Raw genomic sequence first — 25398 nt, 5'->3', positions numbered from 1 at the left:
CGTGTTACCTTCCGGCCTTTGCTTTGGCCGAATCGCTCCTCTGTTCGTTGCTGCAGTGGGCTTTGCGCGGTCCTTTCAAATCCACGAAGTGAAGAGCACCCATGAGACTTGTCGTCGCCTCCAACAACCCAGGCAAACTGCGTGAATTCGGTGAACTGCTGGCGCCCCTCGGCTGGGAGACGATTCCCCAGCGCGAACTCGGCGTCACCGAATGCGAAGAACCGCACGGAACCTTCGTCGAGAACGCGCTTGCCAAAGCCCGGCATGCCTCGGCGAGCACCGGGTTACCCGCGCTGGCGGACGACTCGGGCCTGTGCGTACATTCGCTCGGAGGCGCGCCCGGCGTTTATTCGGCTCGCTACGCCGGCGAACCGAAGTCGGACGAACGTAACAATGCGAAGCTCGTCGCCGAACTTTCAGGAAGAAGCGACCGCCGGGCACATTACGTCTGCGTGCTGGTTTTCGTGCGCCACGCGGATGACCCCCAGCCGTTGATCGCCGAAGGGGAATGGCATGGCGAAATCGTTGACACTCCGCGCGGACAAGGCGGCTTCGGTTACGACCCCTACGTCCTGATTCCGGAACTCGGACTGACCGCCGCTGAACTCGACGCCGCGGAGAAGAACCGCCGCTCGCACCGCGGCCAGGCCTTGGCGCTGCTCGTCGAGCGGCTCAAGAACCGGCGTTCATGAGCCGAGAAAAGGCGGCACGGGTCATCCCGATTCAGGTTGCCGGTCACCGACAGACCGCCAGCGACGACAGTCCCGATTTTCGGGAACCATTGCCCCTGTCGTTGTACGTCCACGTGCCGTGGTGCGTACAGAAATGTCCGTACTGCGATTTCAACTCGCATCAGATCCGCGACGGGTTGCCGGAAGAGGCCTACATAGAGGCGTTGATCGCCGACCTCGAGTCCGCCCTGCCGCAGGTCTGGGGACGGCGCGTGAATACCGTCTTTCTCGGTGGCGGCACGCCGAGCCTGCTCTCTGGAGCAGCACTGGACACCCTGCTGACCGCGATCCGTACGCGCTTGCCGGTAAGCCCGGATGCCGAAATCACGCTTGAGGCCAACCCCGGCACCGTGGAAGCGGAGAAATTTGCGGCGTTCCGCGCCGCCGGCGTCAATCGCCTGTCGCTCGGCATCCAGAGTTTCAACCCCGCGCATTTGCGGGCGCTCGGACGCATCCACGACGACGCCGAGGCACGGCGCGCGATCGAGATTGCGGCACGGCATTTCGCGAGCTTCAACCTCGACCTGATGTACGGACTGCCGGGGCAGACGCTCGCCGAGGCTGAGGCCGACATTGAGACCGCGCTGGTGTTCGCACCCCCGCACCTGTCGTGTTATCAATTGACCATCGAGCCGAATACTGCGTTCGCTGCGGCACCGCCCACGCTCCCCGAACCCGATCGCTGCGCTGACATGCAGGACGCCCTTGAGGCTCGCCTGGCCAGCGAAGGTTACGTACATTACGAAACGTCGGCGTTCGCCCGACCTGGTTACGAATGCCGGCACAACCTTAATTACTGGACCTTTGGCGACTACCTCGGCATCGGCGCCGGGGCGCACGGCAAGCTCACATTGCCGACAGGAGGAGGATGGGAAATCCGGCGTCAGATGCGCTGGAAGCAGCCGAAGCAGTACCTCGCCCAGGTCGCCGCCGGCCATCCGGTGCAGCAGGAATTCGCCGTTCCGTTGGATGAACTGCCGTTCGAATTCATGATGAACGCCTTGCGCCTCAACCAAGGCTTCGATGTCTCGCTGTTCCAGGCACGCACCGGGCGGCCGCTGCATGTCGTCGAGCCGATCCTGCGCGCCGCGGCGGCGGATGGGATGATCGTGCGCGAGGCCTCCCATCTAGCGCCGACCGAACGAGGCCGACGCTTTCTCAATCGGCTGCTTGAACGCTTTCTTGCCGACCCGGCCGCTTAGGCCAGCCACAACCTCTTCAGGCCCCTCCTCCGCGGGCTATTTCAAAGAATCGACCGCTTCCGACAGTTCCCGGCGCAGATCGGTCGCCGGCCGTCCTTGCGCCTCATTAAGGCGGATCTGGCGCATCAGGTCGGCGATGCGCGCCTGAATCGCGCGTTGATCGTTGACCGGCGTAATTGTGATCGAACCCGGTTTACCCGGCGGGGACGCCGGCGCAGCTTGCACAGCCGGCTTGCGCTCGCCGGTGATCTGAACCCGCTCGGCCCCCGGGCTGCCGCGCCTTCCCGTAATCACCAGCGTACGCGGCTGGAATGGAATCGGCATCGGCCGCCGTGCCACCGTCGCGTTCTGCACGGTGGCGTTACGCCGGAAGTTGTTCACGGCCTCCATCAGTTGCTTGTGCAGCGCCTCGCTCGGCCGGCCTTCGGCTTCGGCTTCGCGGATCTGACGCAGGATGTTCTCGATTTCGCTCGGCGCCGATGCCGAGCGCACGGGTTCGCCGAACGTTTCTTTCGGCGCCTTGACCGCGATCTCGAACTCTTCGGGCGAGGCAATCATTTTGCCGATGCGGTAGTGGTCGTAGCGCATGGCCATGGTTAAGGCGTTGTCGCCCCAGTCGCTCTTCAATTGCGGGTCGGCACCGGCCTCGAGAAGGGTTTTGACGAGTTCCTCTCGGCCCTCACGCGCCGCCATCATGATCGGCGTTGAGCCGTTCGGTGAACGCGCGTTAACGTTGGCACCGCGTTCGATCAGGTATTTGGCGAGTTCCTGATGCCCGTTGAATACGGCGTAGTGAAGCGCGCCCCAATAATTGCCGTCGCGGTTGAGGACGGCACCGTGGGCAAGCAGCCACTTCACCGCCTCCGTATGCCCATTCCAGGCCGCGAGCTGCAACGGCTGCTCACCGTTGCGGTTGGCACGCCTTGGATTCGCTCCGCGTTCGAGGAAAAGCGACATCATCTCGATGTTGCCGTTCCATGCGGCTATCATGAGCCCGGTGCCCAGCTGATTTCCCTGGAACTCCGGATCAAGCCCTTCGTCGAGCCAGGACCTCACCTTGCCGACGTCGCCGCGTTCGACGGCCCAGCCAAAGGCAATCGGGTCGGGCGTAGCCGCCAACGCGGGAGCGGCGCAAAGGACCAATACAAGAAACGACAAACGCAGCGCAGCGAGAAACGGGTACATCTGAAAACTCCTTCAAGCCGTATACCATACAGGATGTCGGCGCCGGTTTTATTGCACAATACGGGGCTGATGCCGTACCGTCTGATCTTCGCTATCGCGCTTTCGCTTGCTCTGCACGCCGGGTTGCTCTTTCCGGACGTTTTCAAGCGCCTTTCCGCACCGCCGCCGCGCAACGCGCTCGTCGCGCGGTTAAGGCTTCCTGCGGAGCCGGCTCCTCCACCTGAACCGCTGGTCAAGAACACGCTCGACGCCAACGAGGAACCGAAGCCGGTTCCGGCCCCACCACCTCCATCAGCGGCGCCCAAGAAAGATGCGCGGCCGAAAACGGCGAACAAGCGCGAGACACAGGTTGCACAACGCAAGCTCGCTCAGCACCTCTACTACCCACCCGAAGCATTAGCCAAAGGCATCGAGGGCGAGGTGCGGCTGATCGTCCGTCTGGACGCCAACGGCGCGGTCGAGGATGTGACCATCGCGGCAAGCAGCGGCCATGCAATTCTCGACAATGCGGCGATCCGGGCGGCGTACGCGATGGGGCATTTGGGCGGCGGCAGTTCCCGAGAGCTGATCCTGCCCGTGGTTTTCCGCCTGCAATAGCACTTTGTCATCGACGACAAACCTTCTCGCTGCCCAAGCAACGCCCGCGAGCAGAAGCTTTATGCTTTCTTCCGGAAAATGACGTCCCACACGCCGTGGCCAAGACGCAGGCCGCGCTGTTCGAACTTGGTCAGCGGCCGGTAGTCGGGGCGCGGCGCGTAACCGTCGGCGGTATTGACGAGCGACGGTTCCGCCGAAAGCACCGCAAGCATCTGCTCGGCATAGTTTTCCCAATCGGTCGCGCAGTGAATGTACGCGCCGGATCGCAGGCGGCTCGCAATCAGGGCCACGAGCGGCGGCTGGATCAGGCGTCGCTTATGGTGCCGCGCCTTGGGCCACGGATCTGGAAAGAAGATGTGCACGCCGTCCAATGATTCCGGCACGATCATCTCGCGCAGGACATCTACGGCGTCGTGTTGAACGATGCGCACGTTACTCAGCCCGCCTTCGGCGATCTGTTTGCAGAGGCTGCCGACCCCCGGGGTGTGAACCTCGATTCCCAGATAATCCTTGTCCGGATTCGCGGTCGCAATCGTTGCGGTCGTCTCGCCCATGCCGAAACCGATTTCGAGAATCTTCGGGGCGACGGAGCCCGGTCGACCGAACAAGGCTTCGAGATCGCAGGGCGCCGCCGCATACGGCACGCCGATCTTGACCATCATGCTGTCGTAATAACGCTGCTGCGCACTCGAAACACGACCCTGCCGCAGCACGAAACTGCGGATGTGCCCGGCGCGCCCGGCGGTATAGACGTTCTCGGGGCGCTCCTCGCCCACCGTCGGCGTGTTCACCGACGTATCGATCGCTTCGCTCACGCTCAAGAGCCGATCAGGCCGCTAGTCGGAGACGAAGGATCGGCCGAATAATACTTGCGAGCCATGCGGCCGGCCAGAAAGGCTTCGCGCCCCGCTTCGACGGCCTTCTTCATCGCACTAGCCATCAGGACAGGATCCTTGGCATGGGCGATGGCCGTGTTCATGAGCACGCCGTCGCATCCCAGTTCCATGGCAATCGCCGCGTCGGAGGCGGTTCCGACTCCGGCGTCGACGAGCACGGGGACCTTCAGGCTGTCGATGATCAGGCGCAGGTTCCACGGGTTGACGATGCCCATCCCGGAACCGATCAGTGACGCCAGCGGCATCACGGCAACACAACCGAGGTCTTCGAGTATCTTGGCCTGGATCGGGTCGTCGGCGCAGTACACCATGACCTGAAAACCGTCTTTCACCAGGATCTCGGCCGCCTTCAAGGTTTCCGGCATGTTGGGGAAGAGCGTCTTCGAATCGCCGAGCACTTCGAGCTTGCACAACGGATGGCCATCGAGCAGTTCCCGGCCGAGGCGCAGGGTACGCACGGCATCGTCGGCCGTATAGCAGCCCGCGGTGTTAGGCAGGATCGTAAATTCGGACGTCGGCAGCACGTCGAGCAGATTCGGCTCGCCGGGGTTCTGGCCGATGTTGACGCGGCGAATGGCGACCGTGACGATTTCGGCGCCTGAGGCGTCGATCGCCGCCCGCGTTTCTTGGAAATTCTTGTACTTACCGGTTCCGACGAGCAGCCGCGAACGGTAAGTCTTGTCGGCAACTGTCAGGTTATGAATGGGCGTGGGCATGGGTTTTCCTCGGAAAACGGGTTCACGAAAAGCACGCGGGACTTCAACCAGGCGGATTAACCGCCACCCACGGCGACAACGATTTCCAGCCGGTCGCCGGCAGCGAGTTCGACGGCGCCATGACGGCTGCGCGGAACGATCTCGCCGTTGCGTTCGATCGCAATGCGCTTGCCGACGTATCCAAGGGTCTCGACCAACTCGGCCACGGTGAATGGTTCGGGAAATTGGCGAGACTCGCCGTTGATGGTGATCTCCATAGCCTTGGATTCTACCATGCTGCTCCGGGTGCCTCAGTCGTTGAGCAGGCGCAGGATCGAGTGTCCGTAAGCCTCCAGCTTGCGTACGCCGACGCCGGCGATCTCGCCCAACGCGGCCAGGGAAGTGGGCATTCGTTGAGCCATTTCGGCTAGCGTCGCATCATGGAATACCACGTAAGCAGGGACGTTATGCTCGCGCGCGACGTCGGCGCGCCACGCCTTGAGCGCCTCGAAACGCGCCAACCCTGCCGCATCGAGCGGCAGAGGGGGCCGGCTCTTGCGCCCGCCTCCCTTCTTGCCGCCACGCGTCGATCGTTTGGCCTGCACGCTCTGCTGGCGCAATTGCAGATTGACTTCGCCTCGCAAAACTTCGCGCGCGGCGGACGTGAGTTCCAGCGTGTTGAATTCACCCTCGGCCCGAATGCAACCGAGCGCGACGAGCTGCCGCACGACGGCCCGCCACTGCTGGTCGCCGAGCTCCGCACCGACGCCGAAGGTGGATAGCGCGGCGTGGCCGTATTGCTCGACTTTCTCGGTCGTCTTGCCGCGCAGCACGTCGATCAGATGGCCGGCGCCGAAGCGCTGCCCGCCGTTCTGGTGGAACCGATAGATGCACGACAGCGCCTTGCGTGCCGCCTCGGTGGCGTCCCAGGTCACCGGCGGCTGCCGGCAGTTGTCGCAAGCATTCTGGTGCGCGCCGCATGGTCCCGCTTCTTCACCAAAATAGGCGAGCAAGCGGGCACGCCGGCAATCATGCGCCTCGGCAAGCGCCAGCAAGGCGTCCAGCTTGCCCCGCTGCGCGCGCTTAAATTCCTCCGCGGCCGGGCTCTCATCGATCATGCGCCGTTGATTGACGACATCGGCCAGGCCGTAGGCCATCCAGGCGTCGGCAGGCAAACCGTCCCGCCCCGCTCTGCCAGTCTCCTGGTAGTAGCTTTCGATATTCTTCGGCAGGTCGAGGTGGGCGACAAAGCGAACGTCGGGCTTGTCGATGCCCATGCCGAAGGCGATCGTGGCCACCATCACGACCCCGTCCTCGCGCAGGAAGCGATCCTGATGGCGGCGCCGCGTCTCGGCGTCGAGCCCGGCGTGGTAGGGCAAAGCGACAACGCCTTCGCTTCCCAGCCAGGCCGCCGTCTCCTCGACTTTGCGGCGCGACTGGCAATAGACGATGCCGGCGTCGCCTTCGTGCTCTTCCTCAATGAAAGCACGCAGCTGATGACGCGCGTCGGTCTTTTCGGCGATCGCGTAGCGGATGTTCGGGCGGTCGAAGCTACTGACGAAAACGCGGGCCTCGCCAAGATCGAGACGTTCGACGATGTCGGCCCGGGTCAGGACGTCGGCCGTCGCCGTAAGCGCCACGCGCGGGACGCCCGGGTAGCGCTCGTGCAGAACATTGAGGGCGAGATAGTCGGCGCGGAAATCATGGCCCCATTGGCTCACGCAATGCGCCTCGTCGATCGCGAACAGGCTGAGCAGGCCGCGCGCGTGAAGCGAGTCGAGCTGCGCCAGCATCCGCGGCGCCGTGAGCCGCTCGGGCGCCACATAGAGCAGAACGAGCCGGCCGCTTAGCATTTCGCGTTCGATGCGCTGCGCCTTGTCCAGGCTCAGCGTCGAGTTCAGGAAGGCCGCATGTACACCGGCCTCTTCAAGCGCTCCGACCTGATCGTGCATTAACGCAATCAATGGGCTGATCACAAGCGCCACGCCTCGTCCCGCACCGTGACGCACGATGGCCGGGATCTGATAGCAAAGGCTTTTGCCGCCGCCGGTCGGCATGAGCACCAGAGCGTCGCCGCCATCGACAATGTGATCGACGATCGCGGCCTGTGCGCCACGAAACGCGGCGTAGCCGAACACGCGCTGCAGAACGGATTGCGGGGAGTTGGGGGACGAGGGATTCACGAGCAGCAGTGTTGCGAAACCCGCGATGGTAGACGATTACTCTGCACCTCGGGAGTCGGCGCAGGGGAAGAATGAATTCTACGTAGGTTTCGGCGGGACCCGCCGCATAGCCAGGAATGCATCCGATCTACAACTGCAGACCAGACCGCGCCCTCAAGTTCTATCCAGATACCAAGGTCAAGCGCCGGGCACCCAGGGTCATTTCTTTCCTTCTTCGGCTCGCGCGGCGTGCGACGCCAGCCAGTCCGGGACTTCGTTCGGCGACAGATTGTCGAGCAGATACTGGCGCATGAGCTTGCGGATGACCTGCGAGGTGTTGAGGTCCTGGCGCGCGCAGAGGTCCTCGAACAACTTCTTCTTGCGCGGATCGATCAGGATAGTCAAACGGGCCGTACGGCTTTCCATGGCGGTCTCCCTTGCGGAATCAATGTCAGTGAGCCCGAGATCCGCTTTGGCTGCCACCCCAGCCGCCAGCGATCCCAGGCGGCAGACAGTGGCTACTTCAGCTTCTTCTTGTCGCCGCCATTAATCTTCAAGGCTAACCGTATTATAATGGTACGCACATCGTAGGCACATCGGTTTTTGCATTAGGATTTCTTCTCTCCCCAATGACGACACGTCGCCAACGCGCCTACGCGCCGGCCGACATTTCCCAAGAGTCCCTCAATGATTGCCGTGCTTGAAGCCGCCCGCGCCGGGCTGCTCGATAAGAAATATTTCGCCAAGAACCTCGTTGCCGGCATAACCGTCGGCATCATTGCCCTGCCCCTGGCCATGGCGTTCGCGATCGCCTCCGGCGCCAAACCCGAGCAGGGTATCTACACCGCCATCGTCGCCGGCCTGCTCGCCGCCCTCTTCGGTGGCAGCCGTTTCCAGATTTCAGGGCCGACGGGGGCCTTTATCGTCATTCTTTCCGGGATCACGGCCAAGTACGGAATCGTCGGTCTGCAGGTCGCCACGCTCATGGCCGGCTTGATCCTTGTTGCGATGGGCTTTGCCCGCCTCGGCGGCGCCATCAAGTACATACCCGATCCCGTAATCATCGGCTTTACATCGGGCATCGGCGTCATCATCTGGGTCGGGCAGTGGAAGGACTTCTTCGGCCTCAAACCGGGTGCCGCAGGCGACCATTTCCACGAGAAGTTGTGGCAGTTGATTCTCGCCTTTGCCGACCTGCATATAGCGACGACGGGGCTTGCTTTGCTGAGCCTGGCGCTGTTGCTGATCATTCCCCGTTTGCTCAAGCGCGTACCGGGACCGCTCGTCGCGATGGTGGTAACGACCCTGGTACAGGCCATCTTCAAGTTCGACGGCGTGGCGACGATCGGTAGCGCATTCGGCGGCATCCCGCAGTCGTTGCCGCATTTCGAAGTGCCGGCCATCTCGTTTTCGGACGTCATGCGCTTGATCGGTCCGGCCTTCACGATCGCCTTGCTCGGCGCGATTGAATCGCTGCTATCCGCCGTGGTCGCGGACGGCATGGGCGGTACGCGCCACGATTCGGACCAGGAACTGATCGGCCAGGGTATCGCCAACATCGTTTCGCCGCTGTTCGGCGGTTTCGCGGCAACCGGCGCCATCGCCCGTACGGCGGCCAACATCCGCAACGGCGGCAACAGCCCACTGTCGGGCGTCATTCATGCGCTGACGCTGCTCGCCATCGTGCTGGCCCTGGCACCGCTCGCTGCGTACATTCCGCTGTGCACGCTGGCGGCGATACTCTTCGTCGTCGCCTATAACATGAGCGAGATTCACCACTTCATCCACCTCGCCCGTACCTCGTCGCGAGCGGACGTGGGTGTGCTCGTGCTGACCTTCCTGCTCACCGTCTTCTCCGACTTGGTGATCGCCGTAAACGTCGGTGTTGTCCTCGCCTCGCTGATTTTCATGCGCCGCATGGCGACCGCCGTACAGATCGAGAACGACAACGAGAACTTCCTTGCCGCCCGCGCGCACGAGAACTTCGTGCTGCCGAAAGGCACCATGATTTACGACATCGAGGGGCCGTTCTTCTTCGCCGCCGCAGACAAACTCGAACGTACGCTGGAGAGCATCCAGGCGCACACCGACACGCTGATCCTGCGCATGCGGCACGTACCGTTTGTCGACGCTACAGGCATCCAGTCGTTGAGCGAAATCATCGACGATTGCCGCCATTTCAAAACGCGCCTGATCATCTGCGGCTTGCGCAACAACGTACGGCGCAAACTCGTGCGCGCGGGTGTTCTGGGTAAACTGCCGCCCGGCAGCCTGCATTCATCGGTAACGGACTTCATGCGCTCCGAGCAAGCCAAGTCGTAGAGCAAGCCCGCTGCCAAGGGCGCACACACCAACGCCACGGCCTGATCTCCACCGCCCGCGCACCAGAGGAAACTCAAACTCGAAAGGCGCTAAGGAGAGTGGGAGAAGGTTCCCGCTGCCATTGCAGTGGGAACCCGAACGGCCGATGCCGGCTGCTTCAGTTCTTGGCGCTTGTTGGTACGTCGGACAAGTTTGTCTTCGCCGCGCGATCCGCGACTTCAACCCAACGCGGGTCGCTCTTGCCAGCTTCCGCACAACGTCCCGGCACTCCATCCTTGCCGGCAATCAGCGGCCGCAGCACCGGCTGCAATTCCTTGAGAATCTGCACCGGTAACGCCGAGGTGAAGTCGTAGCCGGCGGCCTTACCTCCCGGAACGAACGCTGTGACGACGCCGAAAAAGCGGTCGCCGATGTAGAAGGCGAAGGTCGCGGCGCGGTTCATGACGCGTGAACTCTTCACCGTGCCGTCGGCGGCAACTACGTCGAAGCGGTGATCCCCGGTCCCCGTCTTGCCGCCTACCGTCAGCGCATGATCGTCGGCATCCAGGTATATATCCTTGACGCGACGCGCCGTACCGCTGTCGACAACGCGCAGCAGCGCCCGGCGGGCAACCCGAGCAATCTCAGGCGGCAGAACCTGCTCACCCGCTTCCGTGCGTCGTTCGACGAGCGTTTCGTACGGCGTGGCGGCGGCAAAGTGCAAGCGGTCGATACGCACGGTCGGGCGACGCACGCCGTCGTTCACCACAATGCCCATCAACTCCGCCAGCGCTGCCGGGCGGTCGGCAGAGCTGCCGATCGACGTGGCGAGCGAGGGCACCAAGTGCTCGAAGGGGTAGCCGAGGCGGCGCCATTCGGCCGCAATGCGCTCGAACGCTGCGACCTCCACCACGATATCGATACGCACTTGCTGCGCATGCCGAAACCGGGACGAAAAGAGCCAGCGCGACGCCTCGCGGCGCTCGTTCACGCTCTCGGCGACAACCGTCCGCAGATCGGCGTCCGGGTGGGCGCGCAAATAGCGCACAAGCCACAACTCAAGCGGATGCACGCGCGCCAGGTAACCCTGGTCCGAGAGGTTGAAGTTGCGTGTGGCGTGTAGTTCGTGGATGCGGCGCAATCCGCCCTCCGTCCCGGCCTTGTCGCCCAGGTGTTCGCGCATGAAGGCCTCGAAGGTCGCGAAGTCGGCCTCCGGAACGACGGCGAGATACGCCGCGGCCAGCGGCGCCTGTTTCGCGGGCACTGAATCGGCAAGCACCTCGAGCCGCTCGTCGGGCGGCACATCCCGATATTTGTGCCAGAAAGTCCGCAGGAAACCGATGCCTTCGCGCTCGGCGAAACGGTTGAGGAAATCCTGACGGGCCTTGTCGTCGCCTTCGCGCAGCGAACGTGCCGGCGCGTCCTCGGCTTCGTACGCGTGGTAGTGCACCACGTCGTCCATGATGCGCACGAAAACGAGATTGATCGATTGCTCGAGTGCGCCAGCGACGCTCGGCATCTGGCCATCATCTTCGTGCTTGAAGTTCGAAAAGCGATGCACGCCGCCGCCGGTAAAGAACGTTTCGTTCGGATTCGCCGAATAGCGACGTTCCATCGCCGCTTCGAGCATCGCCGTGAGATCCCGGTCTTTGTGCTCCCGTAGATAGCCGAGCGCCCAGTTCGTGAGTTTGTCGGACGACCGCGTTTCGACGCGTGCTAGTGCAGCGCTTTCCACGTCGGCGTAGCGGCGGTGCAAGTCGGCGACGACCGAGAGATACGAAATCAGGGTCCGGAACTTGGCGCTTGAGCCCAAGTCCAGTTTGGTGCCGGCATTGATGTCGAGCGGCTGGTTGAGGTTGTCGGCCTGCACGCGCAGCACATTGCCGAGCGCCGTACGCTCATACAACGTGAAGCTGTAGTTCACGCCGGTCGGATCGCCACGATCGAGCAGGCGCTTCTCCTTGAACCCGGCGCATCGCAGGTAGTCTTCTTGCGCCAGGCGGCTGAAGTACGCGGTCACCCCCGCCTGCGCCGCCGTATCGAGCGTCGTGCGCGCTTCGAGATCAAAGCGATCGAGTGCATAAAGGTCTTCGACGCCGAGCAAATCGCCCAGGGTGCCCCGAGCATCGTTGATGGCCTTGCGCTCGACGAACGAGATGGCGTCGCCCGTGCGCATCCGCCGCGCGGGATCAAGCCGCGTCTTCAGTGCCGCGTCGCGTAAGCCTTCCGGCACTCCGCCGTCGCTGGCGAGCAACCGCAGATAGCTGTCGGTCAACCGGTCGAGGCGCTCGGTGGATTCGAGCAGTAGTCCTGACGGCCGCCGCTGCGCGACGATTAGCGACAGCATTTCGCGGAACACCTGCGCACGCAGCGCGGGGTCGGCCGAGGGATCGGCCAGTACCCGGTTGGCTTCGGCGAAATCACGTCCGTACCACGCCCACAACCCGTCGCCGATCCCGTTAACCTCGCCATACCCTGCCAGCCCGGCGAGCGGCACCGAGTTGAGGTAATCGAGCACGATGCGCTGCCGGGCAACGAGTGTTTCCTCGCCGTCGCTGTAGGCGCGCAGCGAAGCCGAAATCATCTGCCGCAGCTTGTCGTCGGTGTTGCGTGTGCGCCCGCCGGGGGAATGGCGGAATTTCTCAATCTGCGTTGCCAGCGTACTTCCACCGCCACGTTCACCTTCGAGGTCGAACGCGCGCAATGTGTGACCGAAGGCGGCGCGGGTGAATCGGCCCCAATCGACAGCCGGGTTACGCATTGGATGTTCGGGGTCCAGCAGTCCCCGGTTCTCGATGTACAGCAAGGCGTCGACGAGTACCGGCGGGATTTCGTCAAAACTGCGGTACTGGCGTTGAGGGTACCGGCTGGCGTACAACGGCTTGCCGTGCCGATCGAGTAGCCTCAGACCGGCTTGCGATTTCTCACGGTAAATGGGGTAAAAACCACGTTCGACGCTCTCACGGAAGCCGTCCGACTGCCGCGCCTGGCTGACGACCGCGTAACCGGCTTGATCAAGCCGCGGCAACATGTCCTTCATGTGTACGTAGCCGAGCCGGACATCGTAGGGTCCGTCCTGCGGCAGCCATAGGCTGGCATTAGGGCCCGGCTCGACGCTCCAGCGGATCGTGCGCGCAAATTCTGAGAAGTAGCGGGCCTGCAAACGGGAATCCCGCGCTTCCCATAGCCCGGCTGTCGCCGCTGCGCCACCCATCAACGCAAGGCCGCCCCAGATGATGATGCGGCGTTTCCAAAGTTTCTTCGGTACGCCCCCGCGGCCGGTTTTCTCGTCCTGGCCGTTTACTGCCACCCTACCCACACTGTCTGCCATTTCCACTTACCAAGCTGCAATTACAACGATGCGGCGGGCTTTTCTCCGCCGCGAGAACGAGCATTATTACATCTGATTATCGCGCGGTATTCGATTGTTTCGTACTCCGTGCAGCTTACCGCCGAAGTGGACAGGTGCGCCACGCACGCGTTCCACCGCTATCACAAGAAGTAGCTTGGAAAGTGGGCACATGAGCGGGCCCACGCAAACAACGGCCCGGTCGCCGTGAAGGGTTGGAGAGCAATCCACCTTTCGGAAGCTCAACCGGGAGATAATCGTCCTCCAGGGCCGGCGCCCGCCGTGGGCGCCATGAGCCTCGCACAACGAGATTCAGTCATACAGGAAGACCGCGAAATGGCTTTTTTCCTTCCGTCGCCGGCAGTTCAGTTGCCGAGACCGGCAAAACGGCTACGGCTTAACGCCACCGATTCTGTCGCATGAGCATCGCCGCCGTTCGCTTGCGCCCCGAGGCCGACTATCTCGCTTCCTTGAACGACGAGCAGCGCCATGCCGTCGAATACGACGGCGAACACGGACCGCTGCTTGTGATCGCCGGTGCCGGATCGGGCAAGACGAATACGCTCGCGCATCGGGTCGCCCATCTCGTTGTACGCGGTGCCGATCCGCAGCGCATTCTTCTACTGACCTTTTCCCGTCGGGCCGCGGCCGAAATGGCGCGGCGCGTCGGCCTGATCATCAATCGCGTGATCGGCGCACCGGCCGACCAGCGCCCGCCGAGCTTTCCCTGGGCGGGAACATTTCACGCCATGGGCGCGCGCTTACTGCGCGACTATGCCGAACGCATCGGTCTGCATGCATCGTTCACCATCCACGACCGCACCGATTCAGAAGACCTGCTCGCCATCGTCCGGCACGAACTGGAGCTCGACACCACCGAAAAGCGTTTTCCCACCAAGGGCGCCTGCATGGCGATCTACTCGCGCGCGGTAAACAGCGAACAACCGCTGGCGCAGGTGCTCGCCGAGAATTTTCCCAGGTACGCGATGTGGGAAATTCAGCTCAAGCGTCTGTTCCAGAACTACGTTCAGGCCAAGCAAGCCCAGAACGTGCTCGACTACGACGATCTCCTGCTCTACTGGGCGCGCCTGGCGGCCGAACCCGCCTTCGCCGGCGAAATCGGCGAGCGCTTCGATCACGTCCTGGTCGACGAATACCAGGATACGAACCGCCTGCAGGCGGCCATTCTGCTGGGTCTCAAACCGCAGGGACGCGGCCTGACGGTAGTCGGCGACGACGCGCAGTCGATCTACTCGTTCCGCGCCGCGACGGTGCGCAATATTCTCGACTTTCCGACGCAATTCGAGCCACCGGCGCACGTGGCCACGCTCGAACGCAACTACCGGTCGACGCAACCGATCCTCGACGCATCGAACGCCGTCATCGGCCTCGCCGCCGAGCGCTTCACCAAAAACCTGTGGACCGAGCGGGTCGGCGGCGGCAGGCCGCGTCTCGTCTCGGTACGTGACGAGACCGATCAGGCGCGCTACGTCGCGGAAAACGTCCTTGAAGGTCGTGAGCGCGGTCTGACACTCAAGTCACAGGCGGTACTCTTCCGCACGTCGAGCCACAGCGCGCCGCTGGAACTCGAACTCACGCGGCGCAATATCCCGTTCGTGAAGTTCGGCGGCCTCAAATTCCTTGAGGCTGCACACATCAAAGATGTCCTCGCCGTTCTGCGCTGGGCAGAAAACCCGCGCGGCCGCCTTGCGGGGTTTCGCGTCGCCCTGCTCATTTCGGGGATCGGGCCGGCCACCGCCACCCGCATCCTCGATGCCGTCGATGTGAGCCCGGACCCGCTCGCCGCCCTGGCTGAGGTTCGCGTTCCGGGCGCCGCCGAGGAAAGCTGGCGCGGCTTCATGAAGCTCTATGCCGAACTGCGTTCCAATGCGAGCTGGCCGGCTGATGTCGAGCAGGTCGTCGCTTGGTACGAGGAACACCTGATGCGCCGCTACGACGACGCCGCCGTTCGGCAGGCAGATCTTCTACAACTGCAGCGCATCGCCGCCACCTTCGCTACCCGCGAGCGCTTTCTCACCGAACTCACGCTCGACCCGCCGGACGCCACCAGCGACGAATCCGGCGCACCGTACCGTGACGACGACTACCTGATCCTGTCTACGATTCATTCGGCGAAAGGCCAAGAGTGGCGATCGGTGTCGGTACTCAACGTCGTCGACGGCTGCCTGCCTTCGGATCTCGCCACGGGTTCGGAAGCCGAAATCGATGAGGAGCGCCGGCTTCTCTACGTCGCTATGACGCGCGCCCGCGACGATCTACAGCTCATCGTACCGCAGCGCTTTTACGTGCAACAACAGACGCGTTCCGGCGATCGGCACGTATATGCCACACGCAGCCGCTTCATCACCAACGGCGTCGCCCGCCACTTCGAGCACACGACGTGGCCGCCAATGCCGGAAAGCGCCGCGCAGGCGACGACCGATGCGCAAAAAGCCCGGGCGGATATCGCAGCGCGCCTCGCCGAGATGTGGAAATAGGAAGACCGAAGAGCGGACGGCACGCCAACAAGCCGACCGTCCGCCCCCAGGCGATCAGACCAGCGCGTCGTAGATGAGCTTCACGCCGCTGATGAAAAGCAGGGTGTAACTGACACCGAAGAAGGCCTCGGCGCTTACGCGTTTATGCAGCCAGACGCCGAGCCAGACACCGAGCGGCGCCAGCGGCGCGAACACGAGCGAGGTGGCCAGGTTGCCCGTATTGAGTTGACCGACGAGATAGTACGGGATCAGCTTGAGGTAGTTGCCGACGCAAAAAAACACCGCCGACGTAGCGACGATCAGCGTTTTGTCGAGTTTCTGCGAGTAGATATAGACGGCAAATGGCGGCCCGCCCGAATGCGCGAGCGTGCTGGTGAAGCCTGAGAGAAGGCCGCAGACGGCGCCGGTTACCGGCCCCGGCGCCCTCTCCCGCATCGCAAGCCGTTGGCTGATGCGCTCGGAGAGGCGCAGCCATTTGTTCAGCGTGTAGATGACGGAAATGAGCCCGAGCAGCAGCCGGATTAGATTCACCGAGAGCATGCCGAAAGCCACGCCGCCCAGCGCGACGCCGATGATCGAACCAGGCAAGAGAACGCGCAAGTGATGGCGCGACCACTGGCCGCGGTAGGCATATACGCTGAAGATGTCCATCGCGCACAGGATCGGCAGCATGATGCCGGCTGCTTCTGGCGGCGCAATGAGAATCGACATGAGGGGTACAGCGAGGCCGCCGGCGGCTCCCCCGAAACCGCCCTTGGAAATGCCCGCCAGCAAAATGGCGAGAATGGCGACCGGATAGAACGCCAGGGGAAAATCGGGCAACGACACGTACGTCTCCTTATTATCGAGACGCATTGTACGTCGACGCGGTACAAGCTGCTTTTAGGAAACTATACGAAGAGGGGGAAATGTTAGGGCGGTCCGTGAGAAGCGACCGCCCGAGGGTCTGGCGTGAGATGTACGAGAGATCAGCGTTTGATCTGGTTACCGACGACGCCGCCGACGACAGCCCCGCCTACCGTACCGACACCGCTGCCACCGGACAGGACCGAGCCAGCCACGGCGCCGGCACCCGCCCCAATAGCCGTGTTGCGCTCTTGTGGCGTCATGTTGGAACATGCGCCGAGCGTCGTCAGGATCGCCACCAGCGCAATCGATTTAGTCCAGCTATTCATCGTGTTCTCCTTTATGCGTCGAACGCGGAATATGGCAAATTAGAGGGTCGCGGCGTTTCCGCTCGCCTCAGTTGATGAGGGGCAAAAACCGCTCCCACAAAGCTGCCGGATCGACGAGTCGCGTCGAGCCGCCCTATAACTAGCTGATATGAAAGGGAGAAATCGAATGAAAGAGCACACTGGGAGCTGCCACTGCGGCGCCATCCGTTTCCGGTTCCGCGGACCGGAAATCGAGAACGGCCTGCGGTGCAACTGTTCGATTTGCCGGCGAAAAGGGGCGCTGATGACCGCGTTCACCGTCGCTCCCGAGGACATCGAAATTGAGGTGGACAGCGACGCGCTCGGAACGTATGAATTCGGGCGCCACATCGCCAAGCATCACTTTTGCCGACGCTGCGGGATTTACCCATTTCATCAGACGATGAGCAAACCGGGCCATTACCGAATCAACGCTGGCTGCGTGGACGGCGTCGAGCCAAGCCGCCTGCCCTTCACCCTGATTGACGGGGCCTCCTTCTAGTTGGAGCCGGGACTGGTCCCCGGCTTGATTTTCGCCTAGCCCCACCGGAACCGCCCCGAACAATTTCGGCTCTACCGTCGGCTAGCCGCGCTTGCCGCCCGGGCGGCAGGCTTTGCCGCACATCCCCACTCTACCGGCACGCCAGGCGCCGCGTCTGCCCGCAGATGCTGGCTCTCTTGTACCTCGTGAACGTGCAGCACGCTTGGCATGCACCTTGCGGCGCCCCACTCCCTAACCGAGAAGGAGCGCGCAATGAAGATCGATCAAGCGGCGGTTGCCATGCATTCAAGCCACGAGTTGGCGAGCGAAAGCGAGATGACGTTCGAATCAGTCTCCTTTCGCTCGATCCTCGCCGGAGTATCGCAATCTCCGGCGTCTGTCTCAGCTACGAACAGTGATCAGGATTCCGAAACCCAACTGGTGATCGTGATCAAGCGGCTGGTCGCACAGTTGCTTGACCTCCTCGACCCGCAACGACGAACGCGAAGCGACGGGCTCGCCGATTTCCTGCAGACTGGAATGCAGCGGGCCGCTTCCACCACCGACGAGCGCGCGGCCGACTCCAAGGAAACCAGCGCCACAGCCCCCACGATCACCTGGCAAACGAGGTATACCGAAACGGTGCGCGAGCACGAACAGACCGATTTTGCATCCACGGGCAAGGTCGTCACCACCGACGGCCGGTGTTTCGATTTCAGTTTCGGCCTCTCGATGTGCCGAAACTTCGAATACGCCCGAGAAGTCACGGAGACCCAGACTGCGGTTCTGCGTGACCCGCTCATCATCAACCTTGGAGGAGCGCCGATTGACCTTTCGGGGCGCCGTTTCGACTTCGACCTCGACGCCGATGGGTTTTCCGAATCGATTCCGGCGCTGGCCGGCGGGAGCGGCTATTTGGCGTTCGACCGCAATGCCGACGGACGGATCAACGACGGCAGCGAGCTTTTCGGTACCGCCTCCGGAAACGGTTTTGCCGACTTGGCCCGACTCGACAGCGACGGTAACCACTGGCTCGACGAAGCTGATCCGGCGTTTGCCTCCTTGCGCGTGTGGCGACCCCAAGAAGACACCGGAGGCACGGGTGAAACCTTGAGAGCGGACGGCATCGGCGCCATCTGTCTGACCGCCACGGCTACGCCATTTACGGTGACTGATGGCGAAAACCGTACGCTTGGCCAGGTCCGCGCAAGTGGAATCTATTTGTGCGAAAACGGGCAGGTCGGGTCGGTACAGCAGGTCGATCTGGCAGTATAGCGGGAGGCCGGACGACGCTTAGGCGTCGTCTCGGTACTACGTAGTTTCCGCAACCGTTGGCGCAAACTACGGATTTTCAGCGGTTCCCGCTTTTGCCATCATGCTTTCCACGTATCCGTGGACGGCGTGGAGAAGAAGAGTTTATGTCGGGCACTGTGGGCGGAAATCCCGCTAACGAGGTGGAGTCATTCTGTGCGGTGAACCCGCACTGCTTGCACAACATCGTTCGCCTGTCCGACGACATGGAAGTCATGGCGTCGAGCGACATCTACGACGAACGCGGAACAAAGTTGTGGGCCAAGGGAGCGGCGGTATCGCGGTCGCTGCAGGAGAAAATGCTCCTGCGGCGACTGCAGAAACCGCTTGAGTTGAGCCTCGACGTCGAGCATGGCGTCACGCTCGAAACGGTCGTCGGCGACTGTTTCGAGCAGATCGAAGCGAACCGGTTTCTGGGGGTCCTGGGAGGGGCCAGCGGCGCACGGAGCATCTTGCGCTCCGTGCGCGGCCAGCCGTTGCCGGGACCGTTGAAGCTACTGTTGACCTCCAGCCGCGAGCATAAGCGGCAGAACTACGACACGACGATTGCCGGCATCGTCGTCAGTGCCGGGCTCGCCAACGGCATCGGCCTCAATGAACGCGACAGCACGCTGCTCGTGCTCTCGGCGCTCGTCCACGATATCGGCGAGATGTACATCAATCCGGAATACCTCGACGGTTCTCGTCAACTACAGCCGTCGGAGTGGAAACACGTCGCCTCCCACCCCTGTGTGGGGCAGGCTTTTCTGAAGGAATTCACGACCTTCCCGCCTGCCGTTGGGGACTGTGTGCTGCACCACCACGAACGGCTCGACGGCAGCGGTTATCCCTTCCAGCTTTCCGGCGCCAGCATGAGCCCGCTCGGGAAGGTCATGTGCGTCGCCGACTCGGTGGCATCAATCATCATGCGCGGCGGCCCCGGTCTACGCGACCGCGTCGCGGTGGCTTTGCGCATCGTCCCCGAGGAATTTCCACGCCGCGCCGTCTCCTTCTTCACGCAAGCGTTGGCCGCGTTCGAGGATGCCGGCCCACCGGCCGTTTCGGAAAGTTTTGCGCAACGCGTGCTGCCCACGCTGCAGCAATTGCGCAAGGCGCGCCTTCTGGCCGAGGACCTCTCCAACGCGACGAGCACGCCGCGCGTCGCCGCCGTCGGGCTGTTCGCGCTCGACGCCATCCGCAGCATCGACCGCTGTCTGCGGGCAACCGGCGTCTACGACCTTTCGCAACTCGAAGTGCTGGAGCGCGACCCGGCCGTCATGGGCGAGGTTTGCATCGTTCTCGACGAGGTGACTTGGAGGTTGCGCAACCTGGCCCGCAATGTCTATCTTCGCCTCGAACAGAGCGGAGATGCGACCGACCTGGCGCTTATCGACGGACTGATCGCCGCACTCAATCCCCCGCGCTAAGCGGCTCCAGCGCTTCGCCCGCCCGCCCGCGTGCGCGGGAAGCGCGCCTCATGCCGATGACCAGCCACAGGCATGCCGCCGCCTGTACCGCGAACAAGGCAAGGAAAGCGTTGCGGTGCGCGATAGCGCTGGTGGCGCCGGCCGCCGTCTGCGCATCGATGAGCAGGCCCATCCCCCACTGCATGCTGAAGGCGCCAAGGAAGGCGGCGAGATTGAGCGTGGTGTTCACCCGTCCCGACAAGGCGACTGGGAAACCGGCGGACGTGACCGAGTAAGTGAGCGTCCCGAAGCTGGAAAACGTCCCGTAGGCTACCCACAGCGCGTAATGTTGGTCGACCGCCTGGGTGATGATCAAAAACAATGTCGTAAGCGCGAGGATCATGCCGCCGCCGAGCAGGTACACAGGGCCGATGCCGCGCCGCGCCAGCCGGGTGGCGAGCAGCCCGATCAACGCGTAGGCCACCACCATCGCGACGCTCATTGCCGCCAGATGATCGGCGGCAGCGGTGCGTGAGTAGCCGTTCACCTGCATCAGCCAAGCACTCGACCACAAGCTCTGTACGGCCATGAAACCGCCGATCTGGGCAAACGAAAGCGGCGCAAAGCGCCAAAAATGAGGCGTACGCAAGACTTCGCGAATACCGGACCACTGTTCCGCGAGCGGCTGCGGGCGCGGGACGCCCGCCTTATCCGGGACGCTCAAGAAAACCCACGCCGCAACGGCGACGGTAACGCCCGACAGCGCCAGGAACACCGTCCGCCAGCTCGCGACGTGCAGTGCGGCGTCGAGCGGAGCCGAGGCGGCAAGCGCCCCTAGCGTGCCGGAGGTCATGATCCAGCCGGTCAGCGATGCCTGACTCTCGGCCGGGAACCATTGCGAGAATGATTTGAACGACGACATCAGGCAGGCCGAAACCCCGAAGCCGATCATTCCACGACCGACGGCCAGAACGGTGATGTTATTGCCGTGGGCGAACACCGCCGCACCGGCCGCGGCGACAAGAAGCATCACGGCGTTGATGCGCCGGGCGCCGAAACGATCGAGAAGTACGCCGAGCGGCAGCTGTGCGGCCCCGAACGCCAGGAAATACGCGCTCGTGAGCAGGCCGAGGTCGGCCGCGCCCAAGGCGAGTTCTGCACTGAGAACCGGCCCGACGACGGCGTTCAGCGTACGGAAATGGTAGGAAAGAAAATAGGCGCCGGCGAAGGGCAGAAACAGACGGATCCAGAGCATGGTCAAGCGGTAGGATAGCCAAGAACAACGCGGTTCGCCCCGATCAGATGTCCGGTCTTCGTCCAGCGCAGAGGCGCGACGCACGCGTCGCAATGTGCCGAACGTCGGTTGGCGCACCCGAACGCGTCAAAGCTTCAAAAGACCGGTTCCGGACAAGGCCGGAGCCCGCCTTGTCCGGACAGAATGCCATGGTAGCCGAAGCCGCCGTTTCTCGCCCGTCCCCGATGCTGTCTGCGCGCCTCTCCGAAGCCGCTATTCACCGGCCGACGGGCGCCAACGCACGAAGCAAGGCGTCTTCTTCCCAATGACATCACTACTTTTGCTCAATTTTGCGCTAAGTTCGGTCTTGACCGGCAAAAGAGGCGCTCTCTAGGATACGCTGCAAGTCGCATCGCATTCCGCATGCGGCCTAGCCGGGGGGCGTCGTGTTGATACGTTGGGACGATTTAACGCCTGCTGAAATGACTGCGCTGGAGGCCGTTTTCTGGTCCGCCGGCATGTCGCGCGCTGAACTCGCCGAGCAAACCGGCTTTTCGCGCAGCAAGGCGAACACGGCCGCCTCGTCGCTGATCGCCCGCGGCATGCTCGACGAAACCGGCCCGCAAGCATCGTCTGGCGGTCGCCGTCCGGAGACGCTGACCCTTTCGTCGTCCATGGGCCTCCTTGCCGGCATTGACCTCGGGGCGTCGAGCGTCGACGTCGCCCTGTTCTCACCCGACATGACCACGCTCGCCCACCACGCGGAACCGATCGAGGTTAGCGACGGTCCAGGCATCGTACTTTCCCGTGTACGCGAAATTCTCGCCGACCTGCGCCAGCGCTGCGGCGTGCGTAGCGAGCAGGTGATCGGTATCGGCATGGGTGTTCCGGGCCCTGTCGAGTTCGAACGCGGATTGCTCGTCGCACCGCCCATCATGCCTGGCTGGGAAGGCTTTTCGATCCGCGATTACCTGGGCGAGGAGTACCGCGCCCCGGTGTTCATCGACAACGACGTTAACGTGATGGCGATGGGCGAAATGTGGCGTCTGCATCGCGAACTGCCCAACTTCCTGGTCGTCAAGATCGGTACCGGTATCGGCTGCGGCATTGTCTGCAACCACACGATCTACCGCGGTGCGAACGGCTCGGCGGGCGACGTCGGCCATATCTGCGTCGATCCGGCCGGCGAGCGTTGCCATTGCGGCAACCAGGGTTGCGTCGAGGTTATGGCCGCCGGGCCCGCCATCGCGCGCATGGGTACCGAAGCGGCCAAAGCGGGCAAGAGCGCCGTACTCGCCCAAGTGCTCGAAACGCAGGGACGCATCCGCCCGGAAGACGTCGGACAGGCAAGCCGCGGTGGGGACGTGGCGGCCAATGCGATCATTAAGCTCTCGGGCAAACTGATCGGCCAAATGCTCGCCTCGGTGGTCAATTTCTTCAATCCCTCGCATGTGTTCCTGTGCGGCGGCATCTCGCACATCGGGCCGCTTTTCCTCGCGTCGATCCGCCAGAGCATCTACCAGCGCTCGCTGCCTTTGTCGACGCGACACCTGGAGATTGCCTACGCGCCGCTCGGCGACCGTGCCGGCGTCATCGGCTGCGCGGCGATGGCATTGCAGGAAACCATGCGCGTGCGCGGAGTCTTGCCGTGAGGACCGTCGAATGAGCCTCGCCGTCGAATTCCGCTCGGTGGTCAAGCGCTTCGGCCCGGTCGAAGTGCTGCATGGCGTCAGCTTTCGCATCGAGCCGGGACGCGTTGTCGGCCTCCTGGGTGAAAACGGCGCGGGCAAGTCCACGCTGGTGAAAATCCTCTCGGGTTACGAGCAGGCGACGGGCGGCGACTTCACGATCAACAGCACGCCGCACAGCTTCGCCTCGTCGCGCGAGGCCGAGCACGAAGGCGTCGTTCTCATCCACCAGGAATTCAACCTCGCCGAGCACCTCACGATCGCCGAGAACATCTTCCTCGGCCACGAGCGCGTGAAGGGCTGGCTGCTCGACGATGAGGCGATGAACGCGGCGGCGCGCGAGGCGATGCAGCAAGTTGGACTGACCGTTTCCCCCGCGACGCGCGTGCGCGACCTGATCGTCGCCGAGAAGCAGCTCGTTGAGATCGCCAAGGCCCTGTCACGCAACGCGCGCTTGCTGGTGATGGACGAACCCACCGCGACGCTCACGCCGTCGGAGACCGAACGCCTGTTCGCGCTGATCGGGCAGCTCAAGGCGCGCGGGGTCACCATCGTCTATATTTCGCACAAGCTCGACGAGGTCGAGCGCATCACCGACGAGCTCGTCATCATGCGCGACGGCAGCTTCGTCACCGCCGTGCCGACGCGCGGCACCTCCCGCCAGCAGATGGCCAACCTGATGGTCGGCCGCGACGTATCCGACATGTACCCGGTCAAGGATCCGGTGCCCAACGCCGCACCGCTTCTGAAGGTAAGCGGCTTCTCGGTCCCCGGTTGGGCCGAGGACGTGAGCTTCGACGTACGCCCCGGCGAAATCCTCGGCTTTGCCGGGCTGGTCGGCGCCGGACGGACGGAACTCTTCGAAGGCTTGCTCGGCCTGCGCCCGCGCCGTGCCGGCCGCGTCGAGATCGATGGCCACGAGGCCGTGCTCGATACGCCGCGCGACGGCGTCCGTCATGGCATCGCCTATCTTTCCGAGGACCGCAAGGGCAAGGGCCTGCACGTCACGCTCGGCCTGCGCGAGAACCTGACGCTGGTGGCGCTCGATCGTTACGCCCATCCACTGCTCGACCCGGCGGCGGAACGCCGTGCGTTGCGCGACAAGGTAGCCGAGTTCGGCATCCGGACCGGCGACCTCGAAAACCGCGCCGCCTCGCTCTCGGGGGGCAACCAGCAGAAGCTGGCGCTCGCCAAATTCCTGCATGTCGACCCGAAAATCATCGTTCTCGACGAACCGACGCGCGGCGTCGATGTCGGCGCCAAGCGCGACATCTACTTTCTCGTGCAGCGGCTCGCCCGCGAGGGCCGTGCCGTCATCGTCATCTCGTCCGAACTCGTCGAACTCATCGGTCTCTGCCATCGTGTCGTCGTCATGCGCGCAGGTCGCGTGCAAGGCACGCTGGCCGGCGACCGGCTTACCGAAGAGGAGTTGATCGCTCATGCCACCGGCACCCACGACCACCGCTGAATCAAGCCGGGCGGGCGACTTCGCCCGCGTCCTGTCGCGGCGCATCCACGAAGTCGGCCCGCTCATCGGTCTCGTCCTGTTGGGAATCGCGGGTACGTATCTGAACCCCGACTTCGCCACCGTGGACAACATCCTCAACGTGCTCACGCGCACTGCGTTCATCGGCATCATCGCCATCGGCATGACGTTCGTGATCATTTCCGGCGGCATCGATCTCTCCGTGGGATCGATGGCGGCACTGATCGCGGGCAGCATGATCCTGCTCATGAATGCGATCGCCGAATCGATCGCCTCGCCGGTTCTCGTGGTCGTCATCGGTATCGTTTTCGCGCTGGTGTTGGGCGCGTTGTTCGGTCTCGCCCACGGGTTGCTGATCACCAAGGGCCGCATCGAGCCCTTCATCGTCACACTCGGCACGCTCGGGATATTCCGCGCCTACCTGACCTACTTCGCCAACGGCGGCGCGATAACGCTCGACAACGAAGTGTCCGACGTCTACAGCCCGGTGTATTACAGCAGCCTGCTCGGCGTGCCGATACCGATCTGGGTCTTTCTGGTGACGGCGCTGGTCGGCGGCCTGGTGCTCAATCGCACGAAATACGGCCGCTACGTTCAGGCCATCGGTTCCAACGAGCAGGTGGCGCGCTACGCGGCGGTCGAGGTCGACCGCATCAAGATCGCCACCTACGTCATCCTTGGCATCTGCGTCGGGGTCGCTACCGTACTCTACGTGCCGCGTCTGGGTTCCGCGTCGCCGACCACCGGGTTGCTCTGGGAGCTCGAGGCCATCGCATCGGTCATCGTCGGCGGCACCGCGCTCAAGGGCGGCGAGGGCCGGATTGCGGGCACTGTGATCGGCGCCATCCTGCTTTCGGTGATCAGCAACATTCTCAACCTGACCAGCATCATCAGCGTGTATCTCAACGCCGCCGTGCAGGGCGTGGTCATCATCATCGTTGCATTCATGCAGCGCAGTCGGCGATGACCCGGTTTCTTCCGTACCTGAAGTTCATCAACGGGTA

Annotated in this window: 21 protein-coding genes; 11 read left to right on the top strand and 10 right to left on the bottom strand. The window is 63.3% G+C overall.

Annotation, left to right across the window (positions count from 1 at the left end; genetic code table 11):
* Window positions 1-101 precede the first annotated feature (101 nt).
* Together rdgB and hemW are read left to right on the top strand one after the other, a co-directional pair.
* Window positions 102-692 carry an RdgB/HAM1 family non-canonical purine NTP pyrophosphatase gene (gene rdgB, locus NZ453_RS12590; RefSeq protein WP_263770956.1) on the top strand — a complete coding sequence of 197 codons (591 nt, stop codon included), beginning with the start codon at window positions 102-104 and terminating at the stop codon, window positions 690-692.
* Window positions 689-1933, top strand: a complete 1245-nt coding sequence (gene hemW, locus NZ453_RS12585) for a radical SAM family heme chaperone HemW (RefSeq protein WP_263770955.1) — start codon at window positions 689-691, stop codon at window positions 1931-1933. Before rdgB ends, hemW begins: the two co-directional genes overlap by 4 nt.
* A gap of 36 nt (window positions 1934-1969) precedes the next feature.
* Here the strand turns inward: hemW and NZ453_RS12580 are convergent, their stop codons facing one another.
* The gene (locus NZ453_RS12580) at window positions 1970-3118 is read right to left on the bottom strand and encodes an ankyrin repeat domain-containing protein (protein ID WP_263770954.1); all 1149 of its coding nucleotides are present in this window, start codon (window positions 3116-3118) and stop codon (window positions 1970-1972) included.
* Window positions 3119-3187: 69 nt separating this feature from the next.
* Here NZ453_RS12580 and NZ453_RS12575 point away from each other — a divergent pair, with 69 nt between their 5' ends.
* A complete protein-coding gene (locus tag NZ453_RS12575) occupies window positions 3188-3715 on the top strand; it encodes an energy transducer TonB (protein ID WP_263770953.1) in 528 nt (175 codons plus the stop codon).
* 59 nt (window positions 3716-3774) lie between these two features.
* Here NZ453_RS12575 and trmB read toward each other — a convergent pair whose 3' ends face one another.
* The 5 genes from trmB to NZ453_RS12550 form a co-directional block, all read right to left on the bottom strand.
* Complete coding sequence (gene trmB / locus NZ453_RS12570) at window positions 3775-4530, bottom strand: tRNA (guanosine(46)-N7)-methyltransferase TrmB (RefSeq protein ID WP_420851636.1); 756 nt, start codon at window positions 4528-4530, stop codon at window positions 3775-3777.
* Between the two features lie 2 nt (window positions 4531-4532).
* Window positions 4533-5327: a thiazole synthase gene (locus tag NZ453_RS12565; protein ID WP_263770952.1), complete on the bottom strand. Its 795-nt coding sequence runs from the start codon at window positions 5325-5327 to the stop codon at window positions 4533-4535.
* Window positions 5328-5383: 56 nt separating this feature from the next.
* Window positions 5384-5602 carry a sulfur carrier protein ThiS gene (gene thiS / locus NZ453_RS12560; RefSeq protein WP_420851635.1) on the bottom strand — a complete coding sequence of 73 codons (219 nt, stop codon included), beginning with the start codon at window positions 5600-5602 and terminating at the stop codon, window positions 5384-5386.
* 15 nt (window positions 5603-5617) lie between these two features.
* A complete protein-coding gene (gene recQ, locus NZ453_RS12555) occupies window positions 5618-7498 on the bottom strand; it encodes a DNA helicase RecQ (RefSeq protein WP_275983184.1) in 1881 nt (626 codons plus the stop codon).
* Window positions 7499-7687: 189 nt separating this feature from the next.
* Window positions 7688-7894, bottom strand: a complete 207-nt coding sequence (locus NZ453_RS12550) for a CopG family transcriptional regulator (protein WP_263770950.1) — start codon at window positions 7892-7894, stop codon at window positions 7688-7690.
* Between the two features lie 261 nt (window positions 7895-8155).
* Here NZ453_RS12550 and NZ453_RS12545 point away from each other — a divergent pair, with 261 nt between their 5' ends.
* Window positions 8156-9790 carry a SulP family inorganic anion transporter gene (locus tag NZ453_RS12545; protein WP_263770949.1) on the top strand — a complete coding sequence of 545 codons (1635 nt, stop codon included), beginning with the start codon at window positions 8156-8158 and terminating at the stop codon, window positions 9788-9790.
* A gap of 157 nt (window positions 9791-9947) precedes the next feature.
* Here NZ453_RS12545 and NZ453_RS12540 read toward each other — a convergent pair whose 3' ends face one another.
* Window positions 9948-13100 (bottom strand): transglycosylase domain-containing protein, encoded by a 3153-nt coding sequence (locus tag NZ453_RS12540; protein WP_263770948.1) that lies wholly within the window; start codon window positions 13098-13100, stop codon window positions 9948-9950.
* 437 nt (window positions 13101-13537) lie between these two features.
* Here NZ453_RS12540 and NZ453_RS12535 point away from each other — a divergent pair, with 437 nt between their 5' ends.
* Entirely contained in the window at window positions 13538-15616 is a 2079-nt protein-coding gene (locus NZ453_RS12535) for an ATP-dependent helicase (protein ID WP_263770947.1), read from the top strand.
* A 54-nt stretch (window positions 15617-15670) separates the two neighbouring features.
* Here NZ453_RS12535 and NZ453_RS12530 read toward each other — a convergent pair whose 3' ends face one another.
* Window positions 15671-16444, bottom strand: coding sequence for a sulfite exporter TauE/SafE family protein (locus tag NZ453_RS12530; RefSeq protein ID WP_263770946.1), 774 nt, complete (start codon window positions 16442-16444; stop codon window positions 15671-15673).
* Between the two features lie 140 nt (window positions 16445-16584).
* The gene (locus NZ453_RS12525; RefSeq protein WP_263770945.1) at window positions 16585-16791 is read right to left on the bottom strand and encodes a glycine zipper 2TM domain-containing protein; all 207 of its coding nucleotides are present in this window, start codon (window positions 16789-16791) and stop codon (window positions 16585-16587) included.
* A gap of 166 nt (window positions 16792-16957) precedes the next feature.
* On the opposite strand from NZ453_RS12525, the gene NZ453_RS12520 reads away from it, so the two are divergent.
* The 3 genes from NZ453_RS12520 (at window position 16958) to NZ453_RS12510 (ending at window position 20007) form a co-directional block, all read left to right on the top strand.
* A complete protein-coding gene (locus NZ453_RS12520) occupies window positions 16958-17311 on the top strand; it encodes a GFA family protein (protein ID WP_263770944.1) in 354 nt (117 codons plus the stop codon).
* A 252-nt stretch (window positions 17312-17563) separates the two neighbouring features.
* Window positions 17564-18565, top strand: a complete 1002-nt coding sequence (locus tag NZ453_RS12515; RefSeq protein WP_263770942.1) for a hypothetical protein — start codon at window positions 17564-17566, stop codon at window positions 18563-18565.
* A 143-nt stretch (window positions 18566-18708) separates the two neighbouring features.
* Window positions 18709-20007 carry an HD-GYP domain-containing protein gene (locus tag NZ453_RS12510; RefSeq protein ID WP_263770941.1) on the top strand — a complete coding sequence of 433 codons (1299 nt, stop codon included), beginning with the start codon at window positions 18709-18711 and terminating at the stop codon, window positions 20005-20007.
* Here the strand turns inward: NZ453_RS12510 and NZ453_RS12505 are convergent.
* Window positions 19991-21241 (bottom strand): MFS transporter, encoded by a 1251-nt coding sequence (locus NZ453_RS12505; protein WP_263770940.1) that lies wholly within the window; start codon window positions 21239-21241, stop codon window positions 19991-19993. The two genes, NZ453_RS12510 and NZ453_RS12505, sit on opposite strands and share 17 nt — an antisense overlap.
* A gap of 425 nt (window positions 21242-21666) precedes the next feature.
* Between NZ453_RS12505 and NZ453_RS12500 the strand changes: the two genes are divergently transcribed.
* From NZ453_RS12500 to NZ453_RS12490, 3 genes are read left to right on the top strand one after another with little or no spacing between them, the layout of a single operon-like run.
* Window positions 21667-22872 carry an ROK family transcriptional regulator gene (locus NZ453_RS12500; protein ID WP_263770939.1) on the top strand — a complete coding sequence of 402 codons (1206 nt, stop codon included), beginning with the start codon at window positions 21667-21669 and terminating at the stop codon, window positions 22870-22872.
* A 10-nt stretch (window positions 22873-22882) separates the two neighbouring features.
* Window positions 22883-24376, top strand: a complete 1494-nt coding sequence (locus NZ453_RS12495) for a sugar ABC transporter ATP-binding protein (protein ID WP_263770938.1) — start codon at window positions 22883-22885, stop codon at window positions 24374-24376.
* Window positions 24348-25361, top strand: coding sequence for an ABC transporter permease (locus NZ453_RS12490; RefSeq protein WP_263770937.1), 1014 nt, complete (start codon window positions 24348-24350; stop codon window positions 25359-25361). Before NZ453_RS12495 ends, NZ453_RS12490 begins: the two co-directional genes overlap by 29 nt.
* The last annotated feature ends 37 nt before the right edge of the window (window positions 25362-25398 follow it).

It is taken from the genome of Propionivibrio soli (assembly GCF_025770765.1).
In the GTDB taxonomy this organism is placed as follows: domain Bacteria; phylum Pseudomonadota; class Gammaproteobacteria; order Burkholderiales; family Rhodocyclaceae; genus Propionivibrio; species Propionivibrio soli.
This window is presented reverse-complemented; position numbering and strand designations above follow the sequence as displayed.